This is a genomic window from Lujinxingia litoralis (assembly GCF_003260125.1).
GTDB classification, from domain to species: Bacteria; Myxococcota_A; Bradymonadia; order Bradymonadales; family Bradymonadaceae; genus Lujinxingia; species Lujinxingia litoralis.
In genome coordinates, this window is record NZ_QHKO01000003.1 from 521,033 (window position 1) to 544,906 (window position 23,874).

Genomic DNA, 23,874 nt, shown 5'->3' on the forward strand with positions numbered 1-23,874 from the left:
TTATTCTCCAACGGAGGTCGGTCCGAGCAGGGGGAAACTTGAGGTGGCCCAGGGCTCGCCGTCGATGATGACTTCGAAGGTGGCGGTGGCCGAGCCGTCGGGCAGGGCTTCGGGCGGAGCGGTGACCCAGACCTCGAAGCGGCTCAGCTCACCGCTGTTCAGCGAGATGGTCTGGGGGCCGACCACCCGTACCTGGGCGCCGGCGGGCTCGGAGAGACGCAGGGTCGCCTGGCGATCTTCGCCGGTGCGGTTGCGCAGACGCACGCGCAGGCGGTTGGCGATCTGTCCGTCGGCAAGCTCGGTAAACGCCGGGCCCGGCATCCGGCCGATGTCGACTTCGAGGGGAGAGCGCTGTCCGATGAGGGCCACGAGGACCGAACTCAGGACGACCAGCAGCACACCGTAGGCCACCGTACGGGGACGGATCACGCGGGTGGGCTTTTGCGCAATGGCATTTTCCGAGGTGTAGCGAATCAGCCCGCGGGGCTTGTCGATAGCGTCCATGATGGAGTCGCAGGCGTCGACGCACTGGGTGCAGGAGATGCACTCCATCTGCAGACCTTCGCGGATATCGATGCCGGTGGGGCAGGTGCGCACACAGGCGCCGCAGTCGATGCAGTCGCCCAGGCGGGCCAGGGGCTGGTCGAGATCGATGGGGCCGGCAGATTTTGCGCGTTTGCGTTTGCCGCGGGGTTCGCCTCGGTTGGGGTCGTAGCTGACGATGAGCGAATGGCGGTCCATCAACACCGACTGGAAGCGAGCGTAGGGGCAGGTGATGGTGCACATCTGCTCGCGGAAGTAGCCGAAGTCGAAGAAGATGAGGGCGGTGGTGATGGCCATCGTCGCGAAGTAGCCCGGATGCTCGGTGGGGCTGAGGCTCATCCAACGCAGCAGTTCGGGCCAGCTTACGAAGTAGGCCACAAAGGTATGCGCGAGGAAGAGGGAGAGGGCTCCGAAGACGACGAGTTTCAGGCCTTTGCGCGCTACTTTTTCGCCGGTCCAGGGGCCCTGGTCGCGGCGTCGACGAGCGCTCTCTTTGCCTTCGATGAGGCGTTCAATGGGGCGGAAGACAAACTCTAAGTACACGGTCTGCGGGCAGCCCCAGCCGCACCAGACGCGGCCGAAGAGAGCGGTGAAGAAGAAGACCGAGAGCAGGATGGTCAGCAAGAAGACCATCAGGAGTACGGTGTCGGTGGCGTGAAGGGTCAGGCCAAAGAAGGTGAACTCACCGCCGGTGAGGTTGAGAAAGATCGCCGGCTTATCGGCGATGTTGATCCAGGGCAGCGCGACAAAGAAGGCGATGAGTACGAAGCCCACCAGGCGGCGAGCATTGAGAAAGCGACCGGGGCTTAAGGTGGGATAGATCCAGCGGCGTTTGCCGTCTTTGTCCATGGTGGATAGGACGGCGTCGGGGGATTCGAGGATAGGAGGGGTGCTCATAATGGCCTCGTCGGCGACGAGAGAAGAGGGGGTGGGCGCCCGGCGAATGCCGGGCGCCCTGAGGGTTATTGCAGGGAGGTGATGTAGGCGGTCAGGCTGGCGATATCCTCCTGACGCAACACCGGTCCCCAGGGGGGCATGCCCTTATCGGAGACGCCGTCGCGAATGGTGGCAAAGATCTGCGGCATTTCTCCGCCGTGGATCCACTCATCGTCGGTGAGGATGGGGCCGACGCCGCCCTCGTGGTTGGCGCCGTGGCAGGGAGCACAGGTACCGCTGTAGATCTCGGCGCCCCGGGCCAGCGCGTCGCTGTCTTCGAGCAGCGCACTGAGCATGGCTTCATCGACCGGCGGGGTCTCCGAGGCGTAGGCGTTGCGGGTCTGCTCCAGCTGGCGCGAGGCCTGGGCGAGCTGAGCGTCGTAGTCGTTGATGAGTTCCAGGCCGAGGGCCACCATGTAGAAGAGGGACCAGGCGATGGTGACGTAGAAGATCGCCAGCCACCAGCCGGGCATCGGGTTGTCGTATTCCTGGATGCCATCGTAGTCGTGGTCCAGGAGCACGTCCTGTTCGGGGGCCGCATTTTGAGTGGTGATATCAGTCATTGGGCAGACTCCTGGCCCGTGAGGGTGCCATCCTCCAGGGGGAGGTGTTGGACGTGGTTAATCTCCTCTTTCTTTGCAAAGGCCGCTCGCAGGACGATGAGCACAAAGGCGATGACAAAGAGGATGAGACCGACCTCAGCGAAGGCCTCAAGGCCGGCGGCTTCCATGATCTCACGTCGCATCAGTTCGCTCCCTCGGCTTGAGTGATGTCAGTGCCCAGGCGTTGCAGGTAGGCAATGAGCGCGATGAGTTTGGCGTCTTCCACCGCCTGGGGGCCGCCCTGTTCGTGGAGTTCGGCGGCGATCTGGGCGGCCTGGGCGCGGGCGTCTTCGACTGCGTTTTCGGCCTGCTCCGGGGTGTAGGGCACGCCCAGCAAGATCATGGTTTCGATCTTTTTCTGGGTCATGGAGAGGTCGAGCGCATCGGTCTCCAGGTGCGGGTAGGCGGGCATGATCGACTTGGTGTTGGTGGAGCGCGGGTCGATCATGTGGCGGTAGTGCCAGAAGTGGTTGTACTTGCCACCGACACGCGCCAGGTCGGGCCCGGTCCGCTTCGATCCCCACAGGAAGGGGTGGTCGTAGATGCCTTCGCCGGGCTTGGAGTACTCGCCGTAGCGTTCGATCTCGGCGATCATCGGGCGGACCTGCTGGGAGTGGCAGGTGTGGCAGCCCTCGGCGATGTAGAGATCGCGTCCCTCAAGCTCCAGCGGGGTGTAGGGCTGCACCGAAGCGATGGTGGGGACCGAGGAGCGGATCAGCAGCATCGGCACGATTTCGATGATGGTACCGACGAGGATGGCCACCGTGGTCAGGATGGTGAAGACCAGGGGCCAGCCCTCCAGGAGACGGTGCCAGCCGCCCTTGAGCTTGTCCTGCAGGGCGAAGAGCGCGTCGTCGTAGCGGGGCTGTTCGCCGGTTTTGGGAGCGGCGGCCGGCTTGCGGGGCTGCTTCCAGGGGCGGATGGCCGGGACGATGGCCTCGGGATCTTCGAGGTCTTTGGGCGCGGTGCGCGCGGTCATCAGCAGGTTGTAGCCGCCCAGGCAGGTGGCGAAGAGGTAGATCGAGCCGCCGAGCAGGCGCACCCAGTACATCGGGACGATGGCCACGACCGTTTCCATGAAGTCCGGGTACATCAGGCGCCCGGTTTCATCGAAGGCGCGCCACATCAGGCCCTGGGTGATTCCGGCGCTGTACATCGCCACGATGTAGAGAAGGATGCCGATGGTCGCCAGCCAGAAGTGGGTGTTGGCCAGGCGCTTGGAGTAGAGCTTGGTCTGCCAGAGGCGAGGCGCCAGCCAGTAGATCATGCCGAAGGTCATGAAGCCGTTCCACCCCAGGGCCGCAGAGTGCACGTGGGCGATGGTCCAGTCGGTGTAGTGGCTCAGGGAGTTGACGAGCTTCACGCTCATCAGGGGGCCTTCAAAGGTGGCCATGCCGTAGAAGGTGATGCCGACCACGAAGAACTTGAGGACGGGGTCGGTACGCACCTTGTCCCAGGCACCACGCAGGGTGAAGAGGCCGTTGATCATGCCGCCCCAGCTGGGCATCCAGAGCATGATGGAGAAGACCATCCCGAGCGTGGAGGCCCACTGCGGCAGCGAGGTGTAGTGGAGGTGGTGCGGGCCGGCCCAGATGTAGATGAAGACCAGCGACCAGAAGTGAAGGATGGAGAGCTTGTAGGAGTAAATGGGGCGGTTGGCGGCCTTGGGCAGGAAGTAATACATCAGGCCCAGGAAGGGGGTGGTGAGCACGAAGGCCACCGCGTTGTGGCCGTACCACCACTGGATCATGGCGTCCTGAACGCCGGAGAAGAGCGAGTAGCTCTTAAAGAGGCCGACGGGGATGGCCAGGTTGTTGACGATGTGGAGCACGGCCACGGTGACGATGGTCGCGATGTAGAACCAGATCGCCACATAGATGTGCTTTTCTCGCCGGTTTTTGAGCGTCAAAAAGAAGTTGGCCGCGAAGATCACCCAGACCACCGTGATGGCCAGGGCGATGGGCCACTCCAGCTCGGCGTATTCCTTGGTCTGGGTAAAGCCCATGGGCAGGGTGATGGCGGCGGCGACGATGATGCTCTGCCAGCCCCAGAAATGGAGTTTGCTCATCATGTCGCTGAACATGCGAGCTTTCACCAGGCGCTGGGTCGAGTAGTAGACCGCGGCGAAGATGGCGTTGCCGGCGAAGGCAAAGATGACCGCGTTGGTATGGAGCGGTCGCAGCCTCCCGAAGGTGAAGTACTTACCCAGCTCGTTGGCCGGGAAGTAGGCCAGCTGAAGTGCCAGGATGACGCCGACGAGCATGCCGACGATGCCCCAGGCGACGGTGGCGATGACGAACATGCGCACGATGCGATCGTCGTAACGGATCCGCTCGGTGGCCGTGTTGGCGACCATCTGGGCGGGTTGTTGGGGGGAAGGCGCTCGAGTCACCGAAACCTCCTTAGGACTCTTAGAAGTGGGCAAAGGGCCGTCTAGCCGTTGCAGTCAAATGCGTCGGATATGGTGTGGCCGACGCTACGCGGGCGAGGGTTAACAAGTTGCGTGCCAGCGCTGGGAGTGGGGGAAATTCGGCGCAAATTTTGTCAAAATCGAGACAATATGCCGCGCTTTTTTAAGGGCGTTGCGCAAAAGCCGGCGCATGTTTTGCGCGTTATTTTGCGCGAAACGCACATATTTCGCAGAATTTGACCCGCGTTGGCCGAGGTTCACGAGTGGCGGAAGGAGGGGGGGCGGGGAGGATGAGAGGGGCGGGAAGAGATCGGCTGGCCTGAGGCTTGCAGACCTGTGGCGGTGGTCACGGCGTTGTGGATCACGACGACATCTGGAGTGCGAGCACGGAGTAGATTTTATGACGCAGGTCGGTGAGTTCGGGCAGGTTGCCCCTTATTACGCGCAGGTGTTGGGAGTAGGCGTGGTGTGGGTGAGCCTGCATTGCGCCGGGATGTGCGGGCCGATCATGGCCAGCCTCACCGCCACCACCGGCGCCTGGTCGGAGCCCTCGCCGGCGCGGCGCGTGGCCAAAGCTTCGGCCGGAGTGCTGAGCTATCAGGCGGGTCGGGCGGTGACCTATGCGGTGATGGGAGGCGCGGCCGGTGCGCTGGGAGCCCTGGCCCAGGGCTGGGTCCGGGGTATGACGCAGACCGCCGGCCTGGTGGTGGCCCTGCTCCTGGTGCTTGCCGGGATTTATAAACTCTTGCCGGCGCGTCTGCGGGCCGGAGCCCTGGCCACGACCTGGAGCGGGAAAGCGGCCGGGGTGACCGGGGGCCTGCTCCAGTCGGCGATGCGCCTGGCGCCGAAAAACCGCTGGTTGAAGATGATGGCGATGGGGCTGATGATGGGATTGCTGCCCTGCATGCTCATGTTCTGGGTGCTGGGCATCGCCGCCTCGACCGCGAGCCCGGTGCACGGGGCCGGCGTGATGGTCGCGCTGGTGGCGATGACCACGCCCGTGCTCATGGCGGCGGCCAGCGGGTCGAGCCTGCTGGGCGGGCGCTGGCGCTCGGCGTCAGGCGTGGTGGTCGCCGCCGGTATGATCCTCTCCGGCGCCTGGATGGGCCTGATTGGCGCGGCGGCGAACGGCTGGGTCGATCACGTGTATTTTGCGTTTGAGCTCTTTGGTGAGGCCTGGACGATGATGCTGTGGTGATGGCGTGTGCAATTTTTGCGCAGGTCGAATCCCCACCCCGATCTTCATGAGGATGTGATGAGCAAGCCCGACGATGACCTTCTGGAAACCTCCGAGTCCACACCGCGATATACCTCGCTCGACGAGGTGCTGGCGCATCTCTGGTCGTACGCCGCGCGCGGCGCTCGATATCGAGATAACGCCATGGCCACGCCGATCTTCGTGAGCACGGCGGTGGAGGGTGGGCCCTCGGCGCGCACGGTGGTGCTGCGGGAGGTCGAAGAGGGGCGCGCGCTGCTCTGCCATACCGATCGACGCTCGCGCAAAGTCGCCGAGCTGGCCGAGGAGCCCCGGTCGATCTGGGTGACGTACGACCGGCAGGAGCACCAGCAGTTTCAGTTCATTGGCCGCTCCAGCGTGCATACCGACGACGATGTGGCCGATCGGATGTGGGCCGAGGAGTCGCCCGATGAGCTGGTGTTCTATTTTAAGCGCTCGCGCCCCTCGGAGGGGGCCGCAGGTCCGACCTCGGCGCAGGACTTCGAGTCGGTCAGTGAAGACGAAGCCCGGGGCAACTTTGCGGTGGTGCGCACCGAGATCGAAGCCATCATGTGGCAGCATGTTCACCCGGAAGGGGAGTACCGCGCGCGCTTTGAGTGGGATGGGGGCCGCTGGGTGGGAACTTGGCTGATTCCATGAGTCGGTGGTCGGGCGAACGTGGGGAAAGTCTGGGGCGTGCATTTTTTGCGCGGGACATTCACCAGGTCGCCCGGGACCTTCTTGGCCGAGAGATCTGGTTCGGGAACCGGGGCGCACGTCTGGTGGAGGTGGAGGTGTACGAGGGGGCCAACGACGCGGCCAGCCACGCGCGGAGCGGGCGGCCCACCGGGCGCACCTGGCCGATGTTTGCCGAGCCCGGGCGCGTGTACGTCTACCGAATCTACGGGATGCATCGCTGCCTGAACCTGCGGGCGCCCAGTGGGGTCGGAGCGGGAGCCATTCTGGTGCGGGCCGCCCAGCCGCTGAGCGGTTTTGAGCCCGAGGTGCATCGCCGGCGCCGACTCAGCGGGCCCGGGTTGCTGTGCAAAACGATGGGGATTGATGAGCGCCTCAGCGGCGCCTGGGTGGGGCAGGGGCTGGTGCTGCGGGAAGGAGAACCCGTGGCGGAGGAGCGGGTCGTGACCCGACCCCGCGTGGGGCTCAATGAGGCGCGTTGCCAGGAAGCCACGCACTGGCCCTGGCGCTACATCATCGAAGATTCGCCCTGGATCTCGCGCCGCTGAAGGGCTCGCCGGCTGGCGAGGCGGCCGCGTGCGCTTAGAGCAGCAGGGCCAAAAGCCCCAGAATCACGACCAGAAGGAGCGCCGCGACCAGGCCGCGGACACCGCCGGGGATGCGCTCGGCGAGGGAGCGCTGCGGCGGTGGGGGACTGAGATCAAAGGTGTGGGAGATGCGGTAGCCGCTTTTCTTGGGGGCGGGACGAGGCAGGCGACGATCGCGCTCGTTTTGGGGCAGCGTGGAGCGAACCAGGCCAAGTTCCAGCATGCGCGGTGAGGGCCCGATGTCGATCGGGAGCTCCATGGCGTAGCCCGACGACACAAAGTTGAGATCCTGTCGGGGGCGCAGCGCCTCGACGGTGACCTCATCGAGTTCGGAGGCCTCGGAGGCCGCCTTTTCGAGATCGTCGAGGGCTTCGTCGAGGGCTTCCTCGTCGAGTTCGAGTTCGGGGCTGATGGCCTCGGCGATGATGAGGTCGTCGTCCGGATCGTGAGCCGGAAGCGCGTCGTCTTCGGCGTTCTCGTCGTCGGGGGGAGTGTCGCCCACGGTGATGTTCCAGCGCGACCGACCGCCGGCGCTCTCGCGCTGGGCTTTGTCGGCTTCGTCCGGGGGTGGGCTCAGGACGTCGTCGCTCGCTACGCGGGTCTCGAGCGTGGGCTCATCGTCAGACGCGGTGCTCGGCTCTGGCGAGCGCTCTTGTGGGTGAGGCTCGTCGGCGGCCTCGGCGCGCTCTTGTTGGGGGGCCTCTTCGGTCTCGTCGAGAGGGTTGGCGAGTTCGGTGCCCTCGTCGCTCTCGTCGTCGGCGTCTTGGAGCGCGGCGCTCTCATCGTCGGAGCCCTTGTCGTCGGTGGCGGCGCTGAGCTCCTCCAGCGCATCGCTGAGTTCTTCCAGCGCGTCGTCATCTGCGTCGCTGTCTGGCGCGGCGAAGCGCTCCACCGGGGGAAGCTCCCGCAGCTCCGTCACCTCGTCAGGGCCCGCAAAACCCTCCTCGTCCAATTCGCCGAGCTCATCCATGCGCGGCTGAGCGTTGAGTTCGGGTTTGGTGAGCTCGGCCGTGGCGAAGAGATCTTCGGGGAGGTCGTGGCGGCCCAGGCGGCGCGTGGCGATGGCCGGGGCAGCAGGCTCGGCCTGCGGGGCGGGAGCCTCGTCGGGGGCCTGGCGCTCGGCGCCTTCGGAGAGGAGCGCCAGGGTGCGCTCGGTCATGACGGTGATTTCAGAGGCGTCGTGGGCTACGCCCTCCACGCCCTCGGGAGGCTCGGGAGGTGGGGGGAAGTCCAGGTCGTCGGCCGGCGGCTCGGGGAGCGGAGCGCGGCGGCGCGCCGGGCGCAAGATTCCGGAGGCGGGGACCGGTCGGGAGGGCGTAGAAGGCACGTGCCGGGCGGTGACCACCGTGTCGGGGGTGTTCTTGTGCGCTTCCTCCAGCGAGGCAAAGAGCGGGGCAAAGCCGGGGTGTTCGCCGATGGGCGCCCAGCGCTCGGTGCTCGGGTCGTGGAGGAGGTCGGCCGGGCGAATCACCCAGTTGCGGATGAGTTTTTCGACCTTCGCCTGAGAGTCACATTTGTAGTGACGTATGTCAGTCTTGATGCGGAACATTCAAGCACCGGCGGTCGGACTCGGAGAATGCGATCAAAGTGAAGGGGAGCTTAAAGTGCGCGGGCGTCAAACTCAACAGGTATCAACGTTGGACGCGAGCCATTTGACGCAGGATTTCGTCGGCGACATCGCGGGTGCGCACATCTTGCTCCGGGTCGTTGACCAGGCGGACCAGCCAGTCCTGGTGCGAAAAGGGATCGGTGTTGCCCACGGTTTTAAGCCATTTGAGGCGGACCGATTCGCCCCAGACCACGTGGTGGATGCGTTCGTCGGGCTCCTGGAAGGTCAGCGGCTCGCAGAAAAGCTCGGGGTCAACGCGTTGGAAGCTGCGCCGGGCCCAGATGGTGTCGTCTTTGGTGGAGACCATTTTAAAGGCTTCCAACGCGGCGCAGCGTCGCGCACCGTGGGGCAGGGTTTCGACGCGCTTCTTGACCTGCTGGCGAGCCTCGGGGGAGCCGATGCGCGCCAGCGCCCAGTAGGCGTAGGCGGCGACTTCATCTGCGGGGTCGTCGATATGCGGGAGAATGGCGGGCACGGCAAAGGGGTCGGCCAGGGAGGCCAGGCCGCGAAAGGCCCCCAGGCGTACTTCGGTGGGTTGGTCGGCGGCGATGAGGGCTTCTAAGGTGGTGCGATTCTTCTCGCTGCGCGGGAGCTTGCCCAGGGCGTAGGCGGCTTGAGCGCGGGTGCCGATGTCGGAGTGGTCGGTGGCCAGGGCAATCAGCGCTTCATCGGCGCGGTCGACGTTGAGGGCGCCAGCGGTCCAGGCGGCGCGCTGGCGTACCTGGTCGTCGGGATCGTCGAGCGCGTCGACGATCATCGTGTGCAGGGCCGGGCGCTCCCAGATGCGGTTGTTGATCGGGTCGGCCAGCTTGGTCAGTGAGGCCAGGCGCTCGTCGGGGTCTTCGGCGCGCATGCGCACCTGAAAGAAGGCCTCGTTATGATAGCGATCAAAGAAGCCGCCGGTGAGCTGGTTGACCGCAAACCCGTTGACGAGCACGCCGATGAGGATGATGGCGATGAACTCGGCGTTGTGGTCCTGAACGGCCATCATCTCTTCGGTGGCGTTGGCGCCCTTGCCCGGACGCTCGCCAAGGAGAGCGCGCTGCCGCCAGCCCGGGGTGAAGAAGAGGTCGCCTAAAAGGGCGGCCTGCAAGAAGGCGGCGACGACCAGGACAAAGAGGTTGGCGGTGATGAGGAGGATATTGAGCAGCGCGGAGCTGCTAAAGTTAAGGATGTAGTCGCTGCTCCAGAGGGGGCAGGCAATCGCCAGCGCGCTTCCCACCAGGGTGGTCACCACCAGGCGAGCGCGGCTGCGGGCCGGCCAGCGCAGGAGCCCCCATTGGGAGACATCGGTGACGAGTTTGGGACGTTCCATGAAGGTCGTGTGGGTGAGGGAAGGTTGAGCCAAGCGTCAGGACGCCCGGGAGAACAGCGCGAGGGGCACGGGCATTTCAGCCGTAGATCTTCTCGGTGGCCCAGAGGGCCAGGGGCCGGGGGATAAAACGGGAGAAGAAGGTAAAGGCCTTGATCGACACGCCGTAGACCGAGAGGAGCCGGCGGCGCTCGGCGTCTTTGAGGGCGCGAGCGACGACTTTTTCGGGGCTGGCCATCACCCCGGGAGGGCCGCTCTTGGCGCCGCCTTCGGTGGCGGCGACATCGAAGAACTCGGTCTGGACCGGGCCGGGGCAGACCGCGGTGACGCCGATGCCCCGGGGGCGTACTTCGCGGGCCAGGGCGTTGGAGAAGTTGACCACGTAGGCCTTGGAGGCGGCGTAGACCGAGAAGTTGGTGATCGGCAAAAAGCCCGCGGAGCTGGCCACCTGGATGATGCGGCTGCCGGCCGAGCAGAAGGGCAGCGCCCGCTGGGTGAGATCGGTGAGCGCGCGGATGTTGAGGTCGAGCATCTGCAGGTTGCTCTGTGGGGGGATGGCCTCGAAGCGCCCGATTTTTCCGAAGCCGGCGTTGTTGATGAGCCAGGCCACGTTGGGGGCCTCCTGCTCCAGCGCCCGGGAGACTTCGTCGAAGCTGGAAGGCACGCAGAGGTCGAGGGCGAAGATGCGCGCGCGGGCGTGGGTGAGTTCGCTGGCGAGCTCTTCCATGCGCTCTTTGCGTCTGGCGATGAGCCAGATTTCGTCGAGATCGCCGCGGGCGTCGAGCTGCAGGGCAAAGTGGCGTCCCATGCCGGCGGAGGCGCCGGTGATGATGGCGATGTTCATAGCTAAGGCTCCGGTTCAGATCCAAAACTTCGGGGGCCGCGGGAGTGTAAGAGCCCGGTGGTCGGTTGTCGATGGGTCGGCGTCGGGCTCGCGGCCCAGGGAATGTGCAGGTGGCGCGCCAGGGCGTACATACGGTAAAACGCGCGGCGAAGATAGGTTTGAAGCGTCTGTACCGGGCTTGCAGGTCGGGCTCGGGCTAGCTGGCAATTGAGGTGTTTTTGGATTTTGGACCGAGCGTAACCTTTCCTTTCTCCAACCCGGTCTTGATCTTTGCGACCCTGATGGCGTTGATTTTTCTGGCGCCGCAGGTGGTCACCCGCTTGAAGATCCCGGGGATGGTGGGCCTGATTCTGGGCGGCGCGCTGGTTGGCCCTTCGGCGTTTAATCTGCTGGCGCGCGACGCGACGATTGTGCTTCTGGGCACAGTGGGGCTGCTCTACCTGATGTTTCAGGCGGGGCTTTCGCTGGATCTGGGGCGTTTTAATACGCTTAAGGGTCGCAGCGTGGTCTTCGGGCTCTTTTCGTTCTTTATCCCTCAACTGCTGACGCTGTGGGTCTCGCTGCGATTTTTGGGGTATTCGCTGGAGGCGGCGCTCTTGCTGGGGTCGATCATCGGCTCGCACACGCTGATCGCTTACCCGATTGTGGCGCGGCTGGGGTTGATGAAGAACACCGCGGTGACCATGACGCTGGGGGGCACGCTGGTCACCGATACGCTCTCGCTGGCGATTCTGGCGATTGTGATGGCCTGGCATAGTGGCGATGTCGCGGCGATTGACTGGGCGGTCTTCGGCGGGGCGGTGGCGGCGTATGTGGCCGTGGTGCTGCTGGGGTTGCCGCGGCTGGGGTACGCGTTTTTTCGGACGGTGCGCAACAGCCCGGAGATGGAGTTCGGGTTTTTGATGACGGTGCTCTTCTTTACGGCCTGGCTGGCGGAGGCGGTGGGTCTGGCGCCGATCATCGGGGCGTTTATCGGGGGTCTGGCGCTCAATCGTCTGGTGCCGGAGCAGAGCACGTTGATGGCGCGGATTCGCTTTAATGGCGAGGCGCTCTTCGTGCCCTTTTTCCTGATCTCGGTGGGGTTGTTGATCGACTTCGAGGTGCTGTTCAGCAGCCTGGCGTTGTGGAAGCTGGCGGCGGTGCTGATCGCGCTGGTCAGCGTCGGGAAGCTGGTGGCGGCGCTGATTGTGCGCTCGATCTTTAAGTACAGCGCGGCCGAGGGGTGGACGATCTACGGGTTGAGCGTGCCGCAGGCCGCGGCGACGCTGGCGGTGACGCTGATCGGGTATGAGGCGAGCATTTTTGACGCGACGCTGGTCAATGCGGTGGTGGTCATGATTCTGGCGACGTGCATTCTGGGGCCGGCGCTGGTGGAGAAGTACGGTCTGGAGATGGCGCATCGGGCGGAGGCCGAGCCGGTGGAGCAGCGCTTTGGGCGCGAGCGTCTGCTGGTGCCGGTGGCCAACCCGAAGACCTCGGATGAGCTCTTTGATCTGGCGCTCTATATGCGCGATCCCAAGTGCAAGGAGCCGGTATATCCGCTGATGGTGGTGACCGACGGGCAGGATGCCGAGGAGCGTCTGCTGACCAAGCGCAAGATGCTCGACCATTTTGTGACCAAGGGGGCCGAGGCCGGGGTGTCGGTGCGTCCGCTGGCGCGCATCGCGATGAACGTGGCCAACGGGATTGCCCGGGTGGCCCGGGAGGAGCGGGCCTCGATGGTGCTCATCGGGTGGAGCGGGCAGGTGTCTACCCGGGAGCGAATCTTCGGCACGGTGCTCGACCAGCTTCTCGACGAGACGCGTCAGCTGCTCTTTGTGAACCGGATCTCCGAGCCGCTGGCGACCACCGAGAAGGTGGTGCTGGCGGTGCCGCCTTTTGCGGAGCGCTCCCCGGGATTTTTTGAGGCGGTCAATTCTGTGAAATTGCTGGCGTCACGGCTCGATGCGGAGCTGGTGGTCGTGTGTGAGGCGCGCCACCTGGAGCACGACCGCAGCTACGTGGATTCGATTGAGCCGGAGCTCGACGCTGACTACGTGCCGGTTGAGGCCTGGTCGACGCTGGCGCAGACGCTGGACAACGTGGTCGAGCGCGGAGCGATGATCTTTGCGCTCAGCGCCCGTCCGCGCTCCGCGCCCTGGATTCCGGAGCTGGATCGCTTGCCCCGGGTTCTGAGCGAGCGTTATCCGGACAACTCGCTGTCGGTGGTGTTCCTCTCGGAGTACTGAGAGGAGTGTGCCGCGGGGGGGCGGGGGGCCAGGAGGGTGTGCAGGCGTTGGGTCAGCGCGCTGTGCAGGGCGTCGTGCTCGGGGGTGGCGGCCAGCAGGGTGAGCAGGGCCTCTAGTGCCGGGTCGATGGCGAGCTCCACCTGGAGGGTGTGCTTTTGGGGGCAGGGCTCGCAGCGCAGGCCGGAGGAGGCATGGAGGTGGGAGGTGCTCAGCATCGCGTCGAGGGGGACCCGGGCCAGAAGTTGGCGCAGGACATGGAGGTGATGGCCCTGGTCGGGGTCCTCGTCGAGCCAGGTAAGGAGCGGGCGCAGATCGATGCGTGCCGCGGCGGCGGGGCCTTCGAGGAGACCGGCATCGCGGGCGGCGGCCAGCGCCAGGGCCAGCAGGCGCAGGGCGTCTTGAAGTTCGAGGGATTCGAAGAGGCGGTGGCCCTGGAGGACGACGCCGGCGGCCAGGTTGGCCAGGGCGTCGGCGCAGGCGCCGGCCAGGTCCAGCGTTTCGGTGGCCCGCTCCAGCAGCGGCGCCTCCAGGCGCGCGCGGGCGCCCAGGGGGGCCGGGGCTTCGCCCTGGCGCCAGGCGCCACAGAGGCGTGCCAGGCGGTCGGCCAGCGCGGCGCGCGGGCCTTCGGCCCGCCAGCTCGCGCGTTCAAACCTGGCGAGATCGGCCTGCTTGTCGCTGAGCCCCTGGCGTTGTCCGGCCAGGACGAGCTCGCGCAGCTCTTCTTCGCGCAGCTTGAGAGCCTGGCGCAGGGGTTCGCGCAGGACCAGGTCGGTCATCGCGCTGAGATCGCTTAAGTTGAGCACATGCAGGCAGTAATGTGCGTAGTGGGTGGCCTCGCGCAGGGTGATGTCGCGGGAGTCGGCCAGTTCAGCGCAGTCGCCGCGCAGGTAGTTGGTCCAGGGCTGGAGCGAGGCCAGGGGCAGCGCGCCCTGGAGGTGGTGCAGGAAGAGGTGGCGCGTTTCGATGAGCGCCCGGGCCAGCGCCAGGAGTGCCGGGTCGTCGGCAAAGAGGGTGAATCGCGCCAGGTAATGTTGGAGTTCGCGGGTCGAGGGCATGGGCTGCCCGCTGGCCGGGGCAAAGGCCAACGCGACGCGCACGGCCACCAGCAGGCCCTGTTGTTCCAGATTGGCGATGAGGCTGCGTTCAAAGTCTTGAGAGCGTTGCTTGAGCTGGCTGAGCTGGAGGGGGGCGCGTTTGTAATCGTGGTCTTCGAAATCGCGCAGCAGGGTCAGTCCGCAGGCGCGGCGTTCGATGGGCCAGGGGGGGAGCAGCTCTTCAAAGTCGGTGATATGGGGGCTTTCGATGACGCTGGCCATCAGTCCGGCCTGTGCCACGAGTCGATCCAGGGCGCGGGCCGCGGGCAGTTCCAGGAGTTCACCCAGCGCCTGTTCATCGAGCATCACGCGGGCCATGGCGAGCTGGCGCGGGTCGTCGGTGGGCGTCTGGGGCTCGTCGTTTTGCCGGGGAGCGCGATGGATGGCGGTGGTGCAGGCCAGGGCGTGAGCGCGCTCCAGGCGGCGGCGCACCGCGTCTTCTCCCTGGTGGATGATCAGTCCCTGCTCGCTGAGCTCTCGGGTGAGGGCATCTGGCGAGAGTTTGCCCTCTTCCCAGGCGGCGTAGAGGGGGACCAGGGGGAGGCGAGCGCAGGCGCTGGCGAGGACCTCCGGGGAGAGCTCCTGGGCCAGGTTGAGAGCGGCGATGGCCAGGTGGCGCAGCGCGGCGGCGTCGGCGGTGTCGTGCTGCCGATGGGGATCGACGAGGCGTTGAAGCAGGGCGCAGGCCTGATGGCGGCGCCGAGCGCTATCGGAGGAGATCATCGCGACCTTCCGTGGTGTTTGCGAGGCGATGCGCGGTTGGGATTCATCCATGAATCGAGTCATTGGGGCGCCGCGCACCTGAATAGGCTTGCAGACGATAGCCGAATTTTACACAGGGAGGCAACCGGTTTGCGTGCAAAACCTGTGGAAAATCAGCGCTGTGGAAAAGTCTGTGGAAAACCTTTGGGCATCGGTGGAGTGTTGTCTGCGCAGTCTGGCGAGCAGAGGGAGTAAGGGTTGACCAGGAAGGGGCGCGGAGGGGTTGTCGGGCGCTTAAATTCGTATTGGCAAGAGTCTTGCTTTAGTGGGGGCCGGCAGCTGTCCCCCGGACGAAGCCCCGGGGATGAGCGGTCCGGTTGAATGAAGCATTTATCTGGCCGGGCGTCCGTAGCGAGCGTGCAGTGCAGATACGATGAGAAGTGCCGACCTCAGCCCGAGCGGAGAGGCCGGGCAGAAGAGACTCTTAACCGATACGAGGTGAGCGATGCGCCAGGATATGAAGAAGTGGTTGGGTTTTACGATGGTGGCGTCCAGCGTCATGGCCTGCGGTCACGATGACGGGAAGCAGGTGGAGGCGGAGCCGCAGCCGGTGGACCACGCGCAGGTGCGGCTGGCGGTTGGCGAGTCGGTGAGCGGAGCGATGGATTCGGTGGCGGAGGGTCTGGCGGTGCTCTCGGGCTCGGATCTCTTTCATGATTATGTCTGGTCGATGGCCAGTGGCGATTGCGGCGGCGCGGCGGTGCCCCCGGAGCCGGTGGGCGGAGATGGGGAGATTGATGAGCCGTTGGAGCCGGTGGAATGTGACTCGAGCGATGGTGAGCGCTTTGAGATGGATCTGAGCGAGGAGCGCGACGAGATCCGCCGGGTGCTGGAGGAGTACGTCTTTGTCGAGGGCAACATCGAGGCCGAGTCCGAGACGGAGGTCACGTATCTGTTGCGTGGCGAGGTGGTATGCGCCGAGGAGGAGGACGAGCTCGCTCGTGCGGAGTGCGAGGCCGATGTCGACGCGCTGGAGCTGCGTCTGGTGGCGAGCTCGTGGACGGCCGAGCAGGTGCGCCTGGAGGTGCAGGTGGGGCCGGAGCGCATTGAGCCGGTGACGCTGGAGTTTTCGCCTTCGTCGGTGGAGGCCAGCGCGGCGCTGGGGGAAGTGCGCCGGGCCGCGCTCTATATGGGGGAGGTACGAGGCGACGATCTTTCTGTTGAGCTGCCCCAAGAGATGTCGGGAGAGCTCCTGGCGAGCTTCTCGTATGGGGAAGGGCAGGCGGCGTTGAGCGTGGAGGTGCTGGAGGACGTGGCGGTGGCGGGCGATGGGTTTGCGCTCCAGCTGGCCCGGACGCCGGAGCTCTTCAGTGTGGAAGCCGATCGCGCTGAGGATGTGTTCGGGGTGCGTCTGGGGCTGGCGGCCAGCTCGCTGCTGGCAAGCACCGGGGAGGTGGAAGAGTGCACGGAGGTCAGCGCCGGGAGTCTGGAGGTGAGTTGCGAGGTGGTCGAGGAGGGCTATTCGATCGGCGCGGAGATTGCGGCGCTGGCCGGCGAGTTGAAACTCTTTGCGGCCGAGGATCGCTTCTCGATTCAGGATCTGACCCTGGGGCAGGGTCCGGCGCGGGTGAGCGTGGAAGGGCAGGAGGTAGCCACGCTGAACTTCAACGCCGCGTTTGCAGACCGGAGCCTCAATGCCAACGTGCATAAGGATGGCGAGGACATCGCGATTTCGATGTCGCCCGGGCTGGATCTGGAGTTGATGCTGGCGCTCTACCGGGCGCAGGACGTGCTCGGCGACGTGGAGGAGTGGATGCTCGACGACGTGCTCACGCTGGTCTTTGACAACGACGCCAGCCCGGCGCTGCGCATCGGGGAGGCCGGGGTGAAGGTGGAGCGCGGGGAGTTGACGTTGCGCTCGGAGGCTGCCGAGCTTGAGATCGGCGTGAGTGCCGGGATGTGCATCGGTGAGGTCGAGCCGGCTGAGGAGAGTGCGGCGCATCCCTTCTCGGCGGTGGGAGAGGTGGCCTGCCAGGAGTAAGGGCTCGTAGCGGCGAAGAGCCGCGCATGTGAAGGTTGCAAAGCCGCGCTCTGAGAGGAGCGCGGCTTTGTGGTCTCTGGAGTTGTGGGGAGAGCCGTGGCGCGGCGCTGGCGGGGAGGAGGGGAGCGGGGGAGGGAAGCGATTTTGGTGTGGGAAAGGCTTCTATTTCGAGCTGGCGGCGATTTTGGTGTGGGAATGAGGCCGATATTCGCGCTGGCGGCGATTTTGGTGTGGGAAAGGCTTCTATTTCGAGCTGGCGGCGATTTTGGTGTGGGAATGAGGTCGATATTCGCGCCGGGAGCACTTCCCATATGGGAAAGAGGTCAATATTCGAGCCGGGAGCACTTCCCGTATGGGAAAGGGGTCGATATTCGCGCCGGAAGCACTTCCCAGGCGAAAAAGAGGTCAATATTCGCGCCGGAAGCACTTCCCAGGCGAAAAAGAGGTCAATATTCGCGCGGGAAGCCTTTCCCAGGCGCAAGGGGGGCGGCGACTTGAAGTGGGGAGCCTTCTTCGGGGGTGAGGAGGGCGCGCTGTGGGGGTTCGGGCTATGCAGCCCACGTGAAAGCCGTTAGCTTTCGGAGGGATGAGACATCACGCAGATCGAACCCCGCCCCGAACAAGTGGCGGGAGCGCAACGCCCATAACGGACAAACCATGGATAAAATGACGCAACGCGCGCACTGGCCGCGGCCCTTGGGCCGAGGCCCCGGGCGCCCGGTGAGGTGGATGATGCAAGTGGCGTTGATGCAGGTGCTGGCCAGTGCGCTCTGGGGGTGCGACCCCTTCAACGCAACCTTCGACGATGTGGAAGACGCGCGCTACTACGAGGCCGCCGAGCTGGTGGCCCCTGGCGAGCGGGGCCCCGAGCTGGTGGTGATGGACTGGAACGTCAAGTTTGGCGGCGCTCGCATCGACTTCTGGTTCGACTGCCATGGCGAACGCGTGATCATGGACGAGGAGGAGGTGCTCGAAAATCTGGAGGGGCTGGCGATGAAGATTCGTCAGGTCGACCCGGATATTCTGCTGGTCCAGGAGATCGATATCGACTCCAAACGCGTGGCCTACATCGACCAGGTGCAGTGGCTCCTCGATCATAGCGATCTCAATTACGCGGTCTTCGCCTCGCAGTGGCGGGCTCATCACGTGCCGACCGACGGGATCGGTCGGGTGAATATGGGCAATGCCATCCTTTCGAAATACCCCATACGTGATGCCCAGCGCATCGCGATGCCGCAGATCAGCACCAACGACGCGCTGACCAATTACTTCTATCTCAAGCGGCACATCTTGACCTCGGTGGTGGAGGTGCCCGATTACGGCGATCTGCACGTGCTCAACGTGCATACCGACGCCTTCGCTCAGGACGGGACCAAAGAGGTGCAGATCGACCTCTTTAAAGACGAGCTCGACCGCATCGACCGCGCCGGCGGGGTGTTTGTGGCCGGGGGAGACCTGAATACGCTTCCGCCGGGGTCGGTGAAACAGAACGATTTCCCCGACTCGATCTGCGTCTCGGAAGACTTCCAGGCCGATGATTTTCGCCAGGAGACCGACGCGCTCAGCGAACTCTACGCGGCCTACACCCCGGCGATCGCGCTGGCGGATTACCAGGCCGATAACGCCCCCTACTTCACGCACTCCACCCAGGGGGGCACTTTCTGGAACCGCAAGCTCGACTACCTCTTCACCAATGGCACCTTTGTGGCCGGCTCCGGGCTGACCCACCAGGATGCCGCCAGTGGCGGTGTCGACACGATGGAACTCTCGGATCACGCCCCGATTACGGTGCGCTTTGCGCTGGAGGCGCCATGAGAGGGATGCGCTGGACGATGGTGGTGGCGTTGCTCCTGCTGGTGGCGCCGCTGCAGGTGTGGGCTCAGGAGGAGGGGGGCCCTGGCGAGGTTTCGGCACAGGCGGCCACGCCGGCGCCGGCGGCGGCCCCTTCGGCGCCGACGACCTTTGTCGGGGGCACGGCCCTGTTGGTGGAGGAGGGACGCTGGGAGCTGGGACTCTTCGGGCCCCTGCGCTACGGGCTCATCGAGAAGGTGGAGCTGGCCACGCACCCGCTGTGGTTCTTTGTGGCGCCGAACCTGCAGGCGAAATTTAATCTGGGGCAGCGGGGGCGCTGGCACCTGGCGAGCAAAGCCCAGCTGACCTACCCGACGCCGCTGCTGCGTCTGCTTTCCCGCGAGGGCATCGGCGGCATCCTGCCCTCCGACCGCGCGGTGCCTCATCTGGTGTCTTTACAGGCGGAGCTGCTGGCCACCCGTGCGTATGGGGAGCACCTTTTGACGTACGGGCTGGGCGTGCAGGTTCTGCCGCGCGTCGGAGCCTCGGAGATGGTGTCGATCGACCTTCCTTTTGTGTACCCGCGGACCGCCGCGGCCTTTGGATGGGCGACCGGCATCGCGCAGGTTCAGGCACAGGGGCCGATCTACAAGAAGCTGGGGTATCAGGCCGATGTGCGCGCGTTTGTCTACCCGGGCATTGAGGGGGCCTTTGCCGTGGAGCAGGGCGCGGGGCTGCGGCTGACGACCAGCGAGCGCTTTATGGCGCAGGCCGGCTATCGCTTCAGTTACGCGGGCTATCCCTTTGGCACGATGACGAACATCGCGCCCACCGTGGAGCTGGCCTGGGGGTTTTGAGCGCGCCTGAGACCATGGCGGGGCGACACAGCGGCGAGTGTGCCGGTGGGGGCCGGTCCACCGACAAAGGGGGGGGCATGAAGGGGAGTCAAGCGATGCGGGGGCGGTGGTGGGGGGCGCTCCTGATCCTGATTGCGCTGGGGGGCTGTGTGCTGCCCCCGGGGCTGCGGCGCAGCAACAACCCGCAGGTCGAGGTCGAGCTCTGGCGCCCGGAGGCCGGGCTGGTCCCGGGGCGCTGGACCTATGTGGAGGTCGAGGGCGCGCGTTGTGCCAATGGCAGCGCGGTGGGGGCTGGTTTTAGCGCCGGTGGGCAGCAGGGCGACCTGGTGGTCTACTTCAACGGGGGAGGCGCGTGCTGGGATGCGTTGAGTTGCGGCATCCTGGAGACCGCCGCCAATACCGACCGGCGCTACTCCCACGAACAGCTCGCCAGAGAGGTGTATCCCCTGGAGAAAGCCGGGCTCTTAAGCCGCGAGGAGGGGACAAACCCGCTGCGAGACGCGCACTTTCTCTTCGTGCCCTACTGCACCGGCGATCTGCACGCGGGGGCCAACACCATCACCTATCCCGGGCTGGGGCTGGAGGGGCCGGTGCACCATCAGGGGCGCCGTAACGTCGAGCTCTTTGTGGAGCGCGCCCGCACGTTTTTTCCCCACGTGGAGCGGGTCTGGTTGATGGGGGTGAGCGCCGGGGGCTACGCCGTGACGCTGAACTTTGAGCTCTTCAAAGAGGCCTTCCCCCACGCCGAGGTTCACGCCTTTGCCGACGCTTCGCCGTGGCTCACCCTGGAGGAGGAACGCTGGGCAAGCTGGCGCGCGAGCTGGGCGATGACCCTCCCTGCTCAATGCCAGGGCTGCCTGGAAAACAGCCAGCTCATCCCCACGCGTCTGGCCGAGACCTACCCCGGGTCCCGCTTCGCGCTCTCGGTCTTCTCCCATGACGCGGTGATTTCCACCTACTTCGGTGCGTCGCCGGCCACCTTCAACACCCTGCTGGAGGCGCTGGTGCTCCGCTATCAGGAGGGCCCTCCCAATATGCGGGTGTTTGTGGCCGAGGGCGGAGACCACGAGACGCTTCTGCAGCTTCGAACCCTGCGGGGCGTCGAGGAGCGCCGCCTGGAGGACTTTTTCCTGCGCTGGGTGCAGGGAGAGGAGTCCGAAGATGGGCCCGGGGAGTAGTGGCGAGCCCGGTGCCCAGCGCGTGCGTCGCCGGCGCAAGCGGTGGTGAACATAGCGAGCAGCGCTCGGGCGAGCGGAGCGCGCACCTAACAATGGCGAGCCCGAAGGCTCGCCATTGTTAGGTGCGGTCTGAATAAGGGGATGACTTAGTTGGCGCCGCCAACCACCGTCACGCGCGTCTCCTCCGGAGCCGAAAGCGGCCCGGAAGTCTCGACGTAGGTCACCAGCGCGTCGAGGTCGATGGGGCCCACCACCCGCTCGGTGCCCCGGGGCAGCACGGCAAAGCCGTCGCCGCCGGTGCTCAGGAAGTTGTTGACCGTCACCCGGTAGTTTTCATCCATCTTCAGGGGCTCACCGTGGAGGGTGATGCTGGCCGGGTCTACGCGTTCGCCGCGCGGGGCGCTGGCGTCCCAGGTGTAGCTAAAGCCCCGGGAGACGCCCAGCATGTGGGTGCGATCCGGGTTGATCCACTGCTGCTCCAGAAGCTCGTGGAGCTGGCTCCCGGTCAGCGTCATGGTCACCAGCGTGTTGCCAAAGGGCTGCGCGGTGTGCAGAGCGGCGAAGCTGATGTTGCCCTCGGCGTCCGGTGCAAGCGAGGCGCGGATGCCGCCCGGGTTAATGAAGGCAATCTGAGCATTGCCGACCTCGGCGCTGGCGGTCGCGGCCAGCTGGGCATCGGCGATGACCATGCCCAGGGGAGACTGGCCAGAGGCGTCGCGCTCGCGGCTGAACTCGGAGGTGAGCTGCCCGACGGTGCGCTCGGCCAGCGGGTTGGCGATGGCCGCGTAGTCCTCGATGATCGAGGCAACCTCGGCGGCGGGTTCCACGTCGCGGGTGACCGCGCGCTGGCGCGCGCTGCGCGAGAGGACTTCGCCGGTCTGGCGGTCGATGGTCATGTCGATGGCGGTGATCACGCGCCCAAACGACTTGGCGCCGGTGACCAGTTTGCCGCCGAACTCACAGAGGTAGGCCTCGTGGGTGTGGCCGGTGAGGATCACCGAGACCAGCGGGGGCATCGCCTCGGCGATCGGGATGATCGGGCCTTCGACCTCGTCGCACGCGCTGATGTCGTCAGAGTCGCCGGTGACCGAGCCCCCCTCATGCAAGAGCACGATGGCGGTGGCCACCCCGGCGGCTTCGAGCTCGGGGAGCAGCGCGTTGACCGTCTCGACCTCGTCACCAAACGAGAGCCCCTCCACGGCGGTGGGCACCACGGCCGAGGGCGTGTCTTCCAGGGTCATGCCGATGATGGCGACCTTCACGCCGTCGAAATCCCGGATGATGTAGGGCGGAAGCAGGGAGTCTTCTTCGCCGGTGATATGCACGTTGGCCGCCAGGTACGAGAACTCCGGGCCCTGGTAGGTGTAGCCCTCGCGGCATCCGGCGGTGGGATGGCAGCCGCCCTCGTTGATGCGAAGGAGCTCCTGGTAGCCCTCGTCGAACTCGTGGTTACCCACCGCCGAGGCGTCCAGCCCCAGGGCGTTCATCACCTCGATGGTCGGCTCGTCGTGCAGGAGCGCCGAGATCAGCGGGGAGGCACCGATGAGATCGCCGGCGGCCAGCACCAGGGCATGGTCGGCGGCCTGACGCTCCGCAGCGATATGCGCCGCCAGATACGCCGCGCCGCCGGTCTCCACCGACTCGCCATCGACCCGGACCTTGCCCGAGGGCCCCTCCAGAGCGCCGTGAAAGTCGTTGAACGCGATGATGCGCAGGTTGACCGGCTCGGCAAACTGCGCGGCCGATGGTTCTTCGATCGGCGGGGCGTCAGGGGTGGCCGGGCCGGTGGAACAGGCCACGAGCGCGAGCGAAGCGAGCGCGGCGGTCAGGGTGCGGGGTTGCCAGATCATAGAGCCTCCAGGGAGTGGCCAGCGTCAGCGATAGCGGCCGCAGGTGTACCCGAATTCTGGCGAACGGGCAAAAGGTGATGCCCGGTGGCTCGCGCAGACAAGAAGGCAAAAGGCCCCGCTCACCGGGGTGAGACGGGGCCTTGCATGATGCGGGTAGAAAGGGTCGGGCTCAGGCGATGGTCGGCGCCAGCTGCGAGCTCTCGTTGAGCATACGCTTAAACTCGCGGAACTCCGCCAACACCCGGCGCTCCGCCTCTCGTCGCGCCAGGCGAAGCTCGCGGGCCGCCTCAGTGTGCAGCTCTTCGGCACGGCGGCTTAGGTCGCGGTGCAGCGCGCGGGCCTCGTCCAGCGCCGACTCAAAGCGCGCGCAGGCCTCGTCGAACTGCGCCTGGAGCTGCTCCTCCCAGTGGACGCGCTGCTCCTGATAACGCTCGTGGAGGTGACTCCAGCGGCGGCGCAGACGGCGATCAAAGGAGCTGCGCTTAAGGTTGGTCGCCAGGCCCACCCGATCCAGCGTCCAGATCAGCCATTTGGTCGGGTCGAACTGCCACCAGCGCACCCCGTTGCGGTAGTCGCCCGGGAAGGTGTGGTGAAAGTTGTGGTAGCCCTCGCCAAAGGTAAAGAAGGCCAACACGGCGTTGTCCCGCGCGCTATGCTCCTGGGTCCAGGGGCGCGAGCCCCACATATGGGCCAGCGAGTTAATGAAGAAGGTGGCGTGGTGCACAAAGACAATGCGCAGCAGCCCGGCCCACAGGAGCATGCCCAGGATGTTGCCGGTGAGCACGCCCAGCAGCAGGGGAACGCCCAGGTTAAAGGCGATGCTGATGGCGTTGTAGTGCTTATGCTGCCAGGCGCAGAGCGGGTCCTTCCAGAGGTCGGGGACGTTATCAAAATCGTCGTGACGGTTGCCCTTGATGATCACCCAGAGCATGTGCGCGTACCAGAAGCCGCGGGTGATGGTGTAGGGGTCGTCGTCGGTGTCGACATCGCGGTGGTGGTAGCGGTGGCCGGCCGACCAGGCGATGACGCTGTTTTGCCAGGCGGCCGCTCCGAAGATGAGCAGAGCCACGCGCACCGGCTTGGCCGCCCACCAGGCGCGGTGGGAAAACATGCGGTGGTAGCCGGCGGTGATGCCCAGGCCGCTGAGAATCCACAGCGCAAACATCGCGACCGGCTCGCTCCAGTGCACCCCGTTGGCGCTGATGTAGAGCGGGGCCAGGATCGCTGCCAGTAGAGGCGTGCCGATCAGAAAAAGCGCATTGATCCAGAGGATCTCTACAGGTTGGCGGTCGTTAGGGTGGTTTTCCATCGCGATGATCTCGTGGGGATGTCGGGGAAGAGATAGGAGAAGATGCGCAGGTGCCCGAAATGATGGATG

At 65.6% G+C, this 23,874-nt stretch carries 18 protein-coding genes; 8 read left to right on the plus strand and 10 right to left on the minus strand.

The annotated features are described in order from the left end of the window. The 4 genes from ccoG to ccoN all read right to left on the minus strand — a co-directional run bounded on the left by ccoG (position 1) and on the right by ccoN (position 4,437). Entirely contained in the window at positions 1-1,440 is a 1,440-nt protein-coding gene (gene ccoG / locus DL240_RS09495; RefSeq protein ID WP_111729637.1) for a cytochrome c oxidase accessory protein CcoG, read from the minus strand. 65 nt (positions 1,441-1,505) lie between these two features. Beyond that, the gene (locus DL240_RS09500; RefSeq protein ID WP_111729638.1) at positions 1,506-2,042 is read right to left on the minus strand and encodes a cbb3-type cytochrome c oxidase N-terminal domain-containing protein; all 537 of its coding nucleotides are present in this window, start codon (positions 2,040-2,042) and stop codon (positions 1,506-1,508) included. Further along, on the minus strand, positions 2,039-2,224 hold the full coding sequence (locus DL240_RS09505) for a hypothetical protein (protein ID WP_111729639.1): 186 nt from the start codon (positions 2,222-2,224) through the stop codon (positions 2,039-2,041). The genes DL240_RS09500 and DL240_RS09505 overlap by 4 nt, the downstream gene beginning before the upstream one ends. After that, positions 2,224-4,437, minus strand: a complete 2,214-nt coding sequence (gene ccoN / locus DL240_RS09510) for a cytochrome-c oxidase, cbb3-type subunit I (protein ID WP_111729640.1) — start codon at positions 4,435-4,437, stop codon at positions 2,224-2,226. The genes DL240_RS09505 and ccoN overlap by 1 nt, the downstream gene beginning before the upstream one ends. Positions 4,438-4,891: 454 nt before the next feature. Here ccoN and DL240_RS09515 point away from each other — a divergent pair, with 454 nt between their 5' ends. The 3 genes from DL240_RS09515 to DL240_RS09525 are packed head-to-tail and all read left to right on the plus strand — an operon-like array spanning position 4,892 to position 6,951. Continuing rightward, on the plus strand, positions 4,892-5,689 hold the full coding sequence (locus DL240_RS09515; RefSeq protein ID WP_158542461.1) for a sulfite exporter TauE/SafE family protein: 798 nt from the start codon (positions 4,892-4,894) through the stop codon (positions 5,687-5,689). Between the two features lie 57 nt (positions 5,690-5,746). After that, a complete protein-coding gene (locus DL240_RS09520) occupies positions 5,747-6,367 on the plus strand; it encodes a pyridoxamine 5'-phosphate oxidase family protein (protein WP_111729642.1) in 621 nt (206 codons plus the stop codon). After that, on the plus strand, positions 6,352-6,951 hold the full coding sequence (locus DL240_RS09525) for a DNA-3-methyladenine glycosylase (RefSeq protein WP_146618212.1): 600 nt from the start codon (positions 6,352-6,354) through the stop codon (positions 6,949-6,951). The genes DL240_RS09520 and DL240_RS09525 overlap by 16 nt, the downstream gene beginning before the upstream one ends. A gap of 34 nt (positions 6,952-6,985) precedes the next feature. On the opposite strand, the gene DL240_RS09530 is transcribed toward DL240_RS09525, so the two are convergent. The 3 genes from DL240_RS09530 to DL240_RS09540 all read right to left on the minus strand — a co-directional run bounded on the left by DL240_RS09530 (position 6,986) and on the right by DL240_RS09540 (position 10,755). Next, positions 6,986-8,539: a hypothetical protein gene (locus tag DL240_RS09530; protein WP_111729644.1), complete on the minus strand. Its 1,554-nt coding sequence runs from the start codon at positions 8,537-8,539 to the stop codon at positions 6,986-6,988. An 82-nt stretch (positions 8,540-8,621) separates the two neighbouring features. Further along, positions 8,622-9,914 (minus strand): HEAT repeat domain-containing protein, encoded by a 1,293-nt coding sequence (locus DL240_RS09535; protein ID WP_111729645.1) that lies wholly within the window; start codon positions 9,912-9,914, stop codon positions 8,622-8,624. 76 nt (positions 9,915-9,990) lie between these two features. Then, the gene (locus tag DL240_RS09540; RefSeq protein ID WP_111729646.1) at positions 9,991-10,755 is read right to left on the minus strand and encodes an SDR family NAD(P)-dependent oxidoreductase; all 765 of its coding nucleotides are present in this window, start codon (positions 10,753-10,755) and stop codon (positions 9,991-9,993) included. A gap of 218 nt (positions 10,756-10,973) precedes the next feature. Here DL240_RS09540 and DL240_RS20700 point away from each other — a divergent pair, with 218 nt between their 5' ends. Beyond that, on the plus strand, positions 10,974-12,983 hold the full coding sequence (locus tag DL240_RS20700; RefSeq protein WP_111729647.1) for a cation:proton antiporter domain-containing protein: 2,010 nt from the start codon (positions 10,974-10,976) through the stop codon (positions 12,981-12,983). On the opposite strand, the gene DL240_RS09550 is transcribed toward DL240_RS20700, so the two are convergent. Next, complete coding sequence (locus DL240_RS09550) at positions 12,938-14,851, minus strand: hypothetical protein (protein ID WP_146618213.1); 1,914 nt, start codon at positions 14,849-14,851, stop codon at positions 12,938-12,940. The two genes, DL240_RS20700 and DL240_RS09550, sit on opposite strands and share 46 nt — an antisense overlap. Positions 14,852-15,284: 433 nt before the next feature. Between DL240_RS09550 and DL240_RS09555 the strand changes: the two genes are divergently transcribed. The 4 genes from DL240_RS09555 to DL240_RS09570 all read left to right on the plus strand — a co-directional run bounded on the left by DL240_RS09555 (position 15,285) and on the right by DL240_RS09570 (position 20,646). Beyond that, entirely contained in the window at positions 15,285-16,820 is a 1,536-nt protein-coding gene (locus tag DL240_RS09555; protein ID WP_111729649.1) for a hypothetical protein, read from the plus strand. Between the two features lie 729 nt (positions 16,821-17,549). Then, a complete protein-coding gene (locus tag DL240_RS09560; RefSeq protein WP_158542462.1) occupies positions 17,550-18,635 on the plus strand; it encodes an endonuclease/exonuclease/phosphatase family protein in 1,086 nt (361 codons plus the stop codon). Next, positions 18,632-19,468 carry a hypothetical protein gene (locus tag DL240_RS09565; protein ID WP_146618214.1) on the plus strand — a complete coding sequence of 279 codons (837 nt, stop codon included), beginning with the start codon at positions 18,632-18,634 and terminating at the stop codon, positions 19,466-19,468. Before DL240_RS09560 ends, DL240_RS09565 begins: the two co-directional genes overlap by 4 nt. A 77-nt stretch (positions 19,469-19,545) precedes the next feature. After that, positions 19,546-20,646 carry a pectin acetylesterase-family hydrolase gene (locus tag DL240_RS09570; RefSeq protein WP_146618215.1) on the plus strand — a complete coding sequence of 367 codons (1,101 nt, stop codon included), beginning with the start codon at positions 19,546-19,548 and terminating at the stop codon, positions 20,644-20,646. A gap of 146 nt (positions 20,647-20,792) precedes the next feature. On the opposite strand, the gene DL240_RS09575 is transcribed toward DL240_RS09570, so the two are convergent. Both DL240_RS09575 and DL240_RS09580 read right to left on the minus strand, forming a co-directional pair. Next, a complete protein-coding gene (locus DL240_RS09575) occupies positions 20,793-22,496 on the minus strand; it encodes a bifunctional metallophosphatase/5'-nucleotidase (protein WP_111729653.1) in 1,704 nt (567 codons plus the stop codon). A gap of 169 nt (positions 22,497-22,665) precedes the next feature. After that, positions 22,666-23,805 carry an acyl-CoA desaturase gene (locus tag DL240_RS09580; RefSeq protein WP_199589783.1) on the minus strand — a complete coding sequence of 380 codons (1,140 nt, stop codon included), beginning with the start codon at positions 23,803-23,805 and terminating at the stop codon, positions 22,666-22,668. Positions 23,806-23,874 lie beyond the last annotated feature (69 nt).

What these genes read in the sequence shown, in the direction of transcription:
- DL240_RS09560 (WP_158542462.1), top strand. Translation starts at nt 17,550, where the DNA reads ATGATGCAAGTGGCGTTGATGCAGGTGCTGGCCAGTGCGCTCTGGGGG.
- DL240_RS09505 (WP_111729639.1), bottom strand. Translation starts at nt 2,224, where the DNA reads ATGCGACGTGAGATCATGGAAGCCGCCGGCCTTGAGGCCTTCGCTGAG.
- DL240_RS09515 (WP_158542461.1), top strand. Translation starts at nt 4,892, where the DNA reads ATGACGCAGGTCGGTGAGTTCGGGCAGGTTGCCCCTTATTACGCGCAG.
- DL240_RS09520 (WP_111729642.1), top strand. Translation starts at nt 5,747, where the DNA reads ATGAGCAAGCCCGACGATGACCTTCTGGAAACCTCCGAGTCCACACCG.
- DL240_RS09555 (WP_111729649.1), top strand. Translation starts at nt 15,285, where the DNA reads ATGCGCCAGGATATGAAGAAGTGGTTGGGTTTTACGATGGTGGCGTCC.
- DL240_RS09580 (WP_199589783.1), bottom strand. Translation starts at nt 23,805, where the DNA reads ATGGAAAACCACCCTAACGACCGCCAACCTGTAGAGATCCTCTGGATC.
- DL240_RS09530 (WP_111729644.1), bottom strand. Translation starts at nt 8,539, where the DNA reads ATGTTCCGCATCAAGACTGACATACGTCACTACAAATGTGACTCTCAG.
- DL240_RS09570 (WP_146618215.1), top strand. Translation starts at nt 19,546, where the DNA reads ATGAAGGGGAGTCAAGCGATGCGGGGGCGGTGGTGGGGGGCGCTCCTG.
- DL240_RS09500 (WP_111729638.1), bottom strand. Translation starts at nt 2,042, where the DNA reads ATGACTGATATCACCACTCAAAATGCGGCCCCCGAACAGGACGTGCTC.
- DL240_RS09575 (WP_111729653.1), bottom strand. Translation starts at nt 22,496, where the DNA reads ATGATCTGGCAACCCCGCACCCTGACCGCCGCGCTCGCTTCGCTCGCG.
- ccoN (WP_111729640.1), bottom strand. Translation starts at nt 4,437, where the DNA reads ATGGTCGCCAACACGGCCACCGAGCGGATCCGTTACGACGATCGCATC.
- DL240_RS09565 (WP_146618214.1), top strand. Translation starts at nt 18,632, where the DNA reads ATGAGAGGGATGCGCTGGACGATGGTGGTGGCGTTGCTCCTGCTGGTG.
- ccoG (WP_111729637.1), bottom strand. Translation starts at nt 1,440, where the DNA reads ATGAGCACCCCTCCTATCCTCGAATCCCCCGACGCCGTCCTATCCACC.
- DL240_RS09535 (WP_111729645.1), bottom strand. Translation starts at nt 9,914, where the DNA reads ATGGAACGTCCCAAACTCGTCACCGATGTCTCCCAATGGGGGCTCCTG.
- DL240_RS09540 (WP_111729646.1), bottom strand. Translation starts at nt 10,755, where the DNA reads ATGAACATCGCCATCATCACCGGCGCCTCCGCCGGCATGGGACGCCAC.
- DL240_RS09550 (WP_146618213.1), bottom strand. Translation starts at nt 14,851, where the DNA reads ATGGATGAATCCCAACCGCGCATCGCCTCGCAAACACCACGGAAGGTC.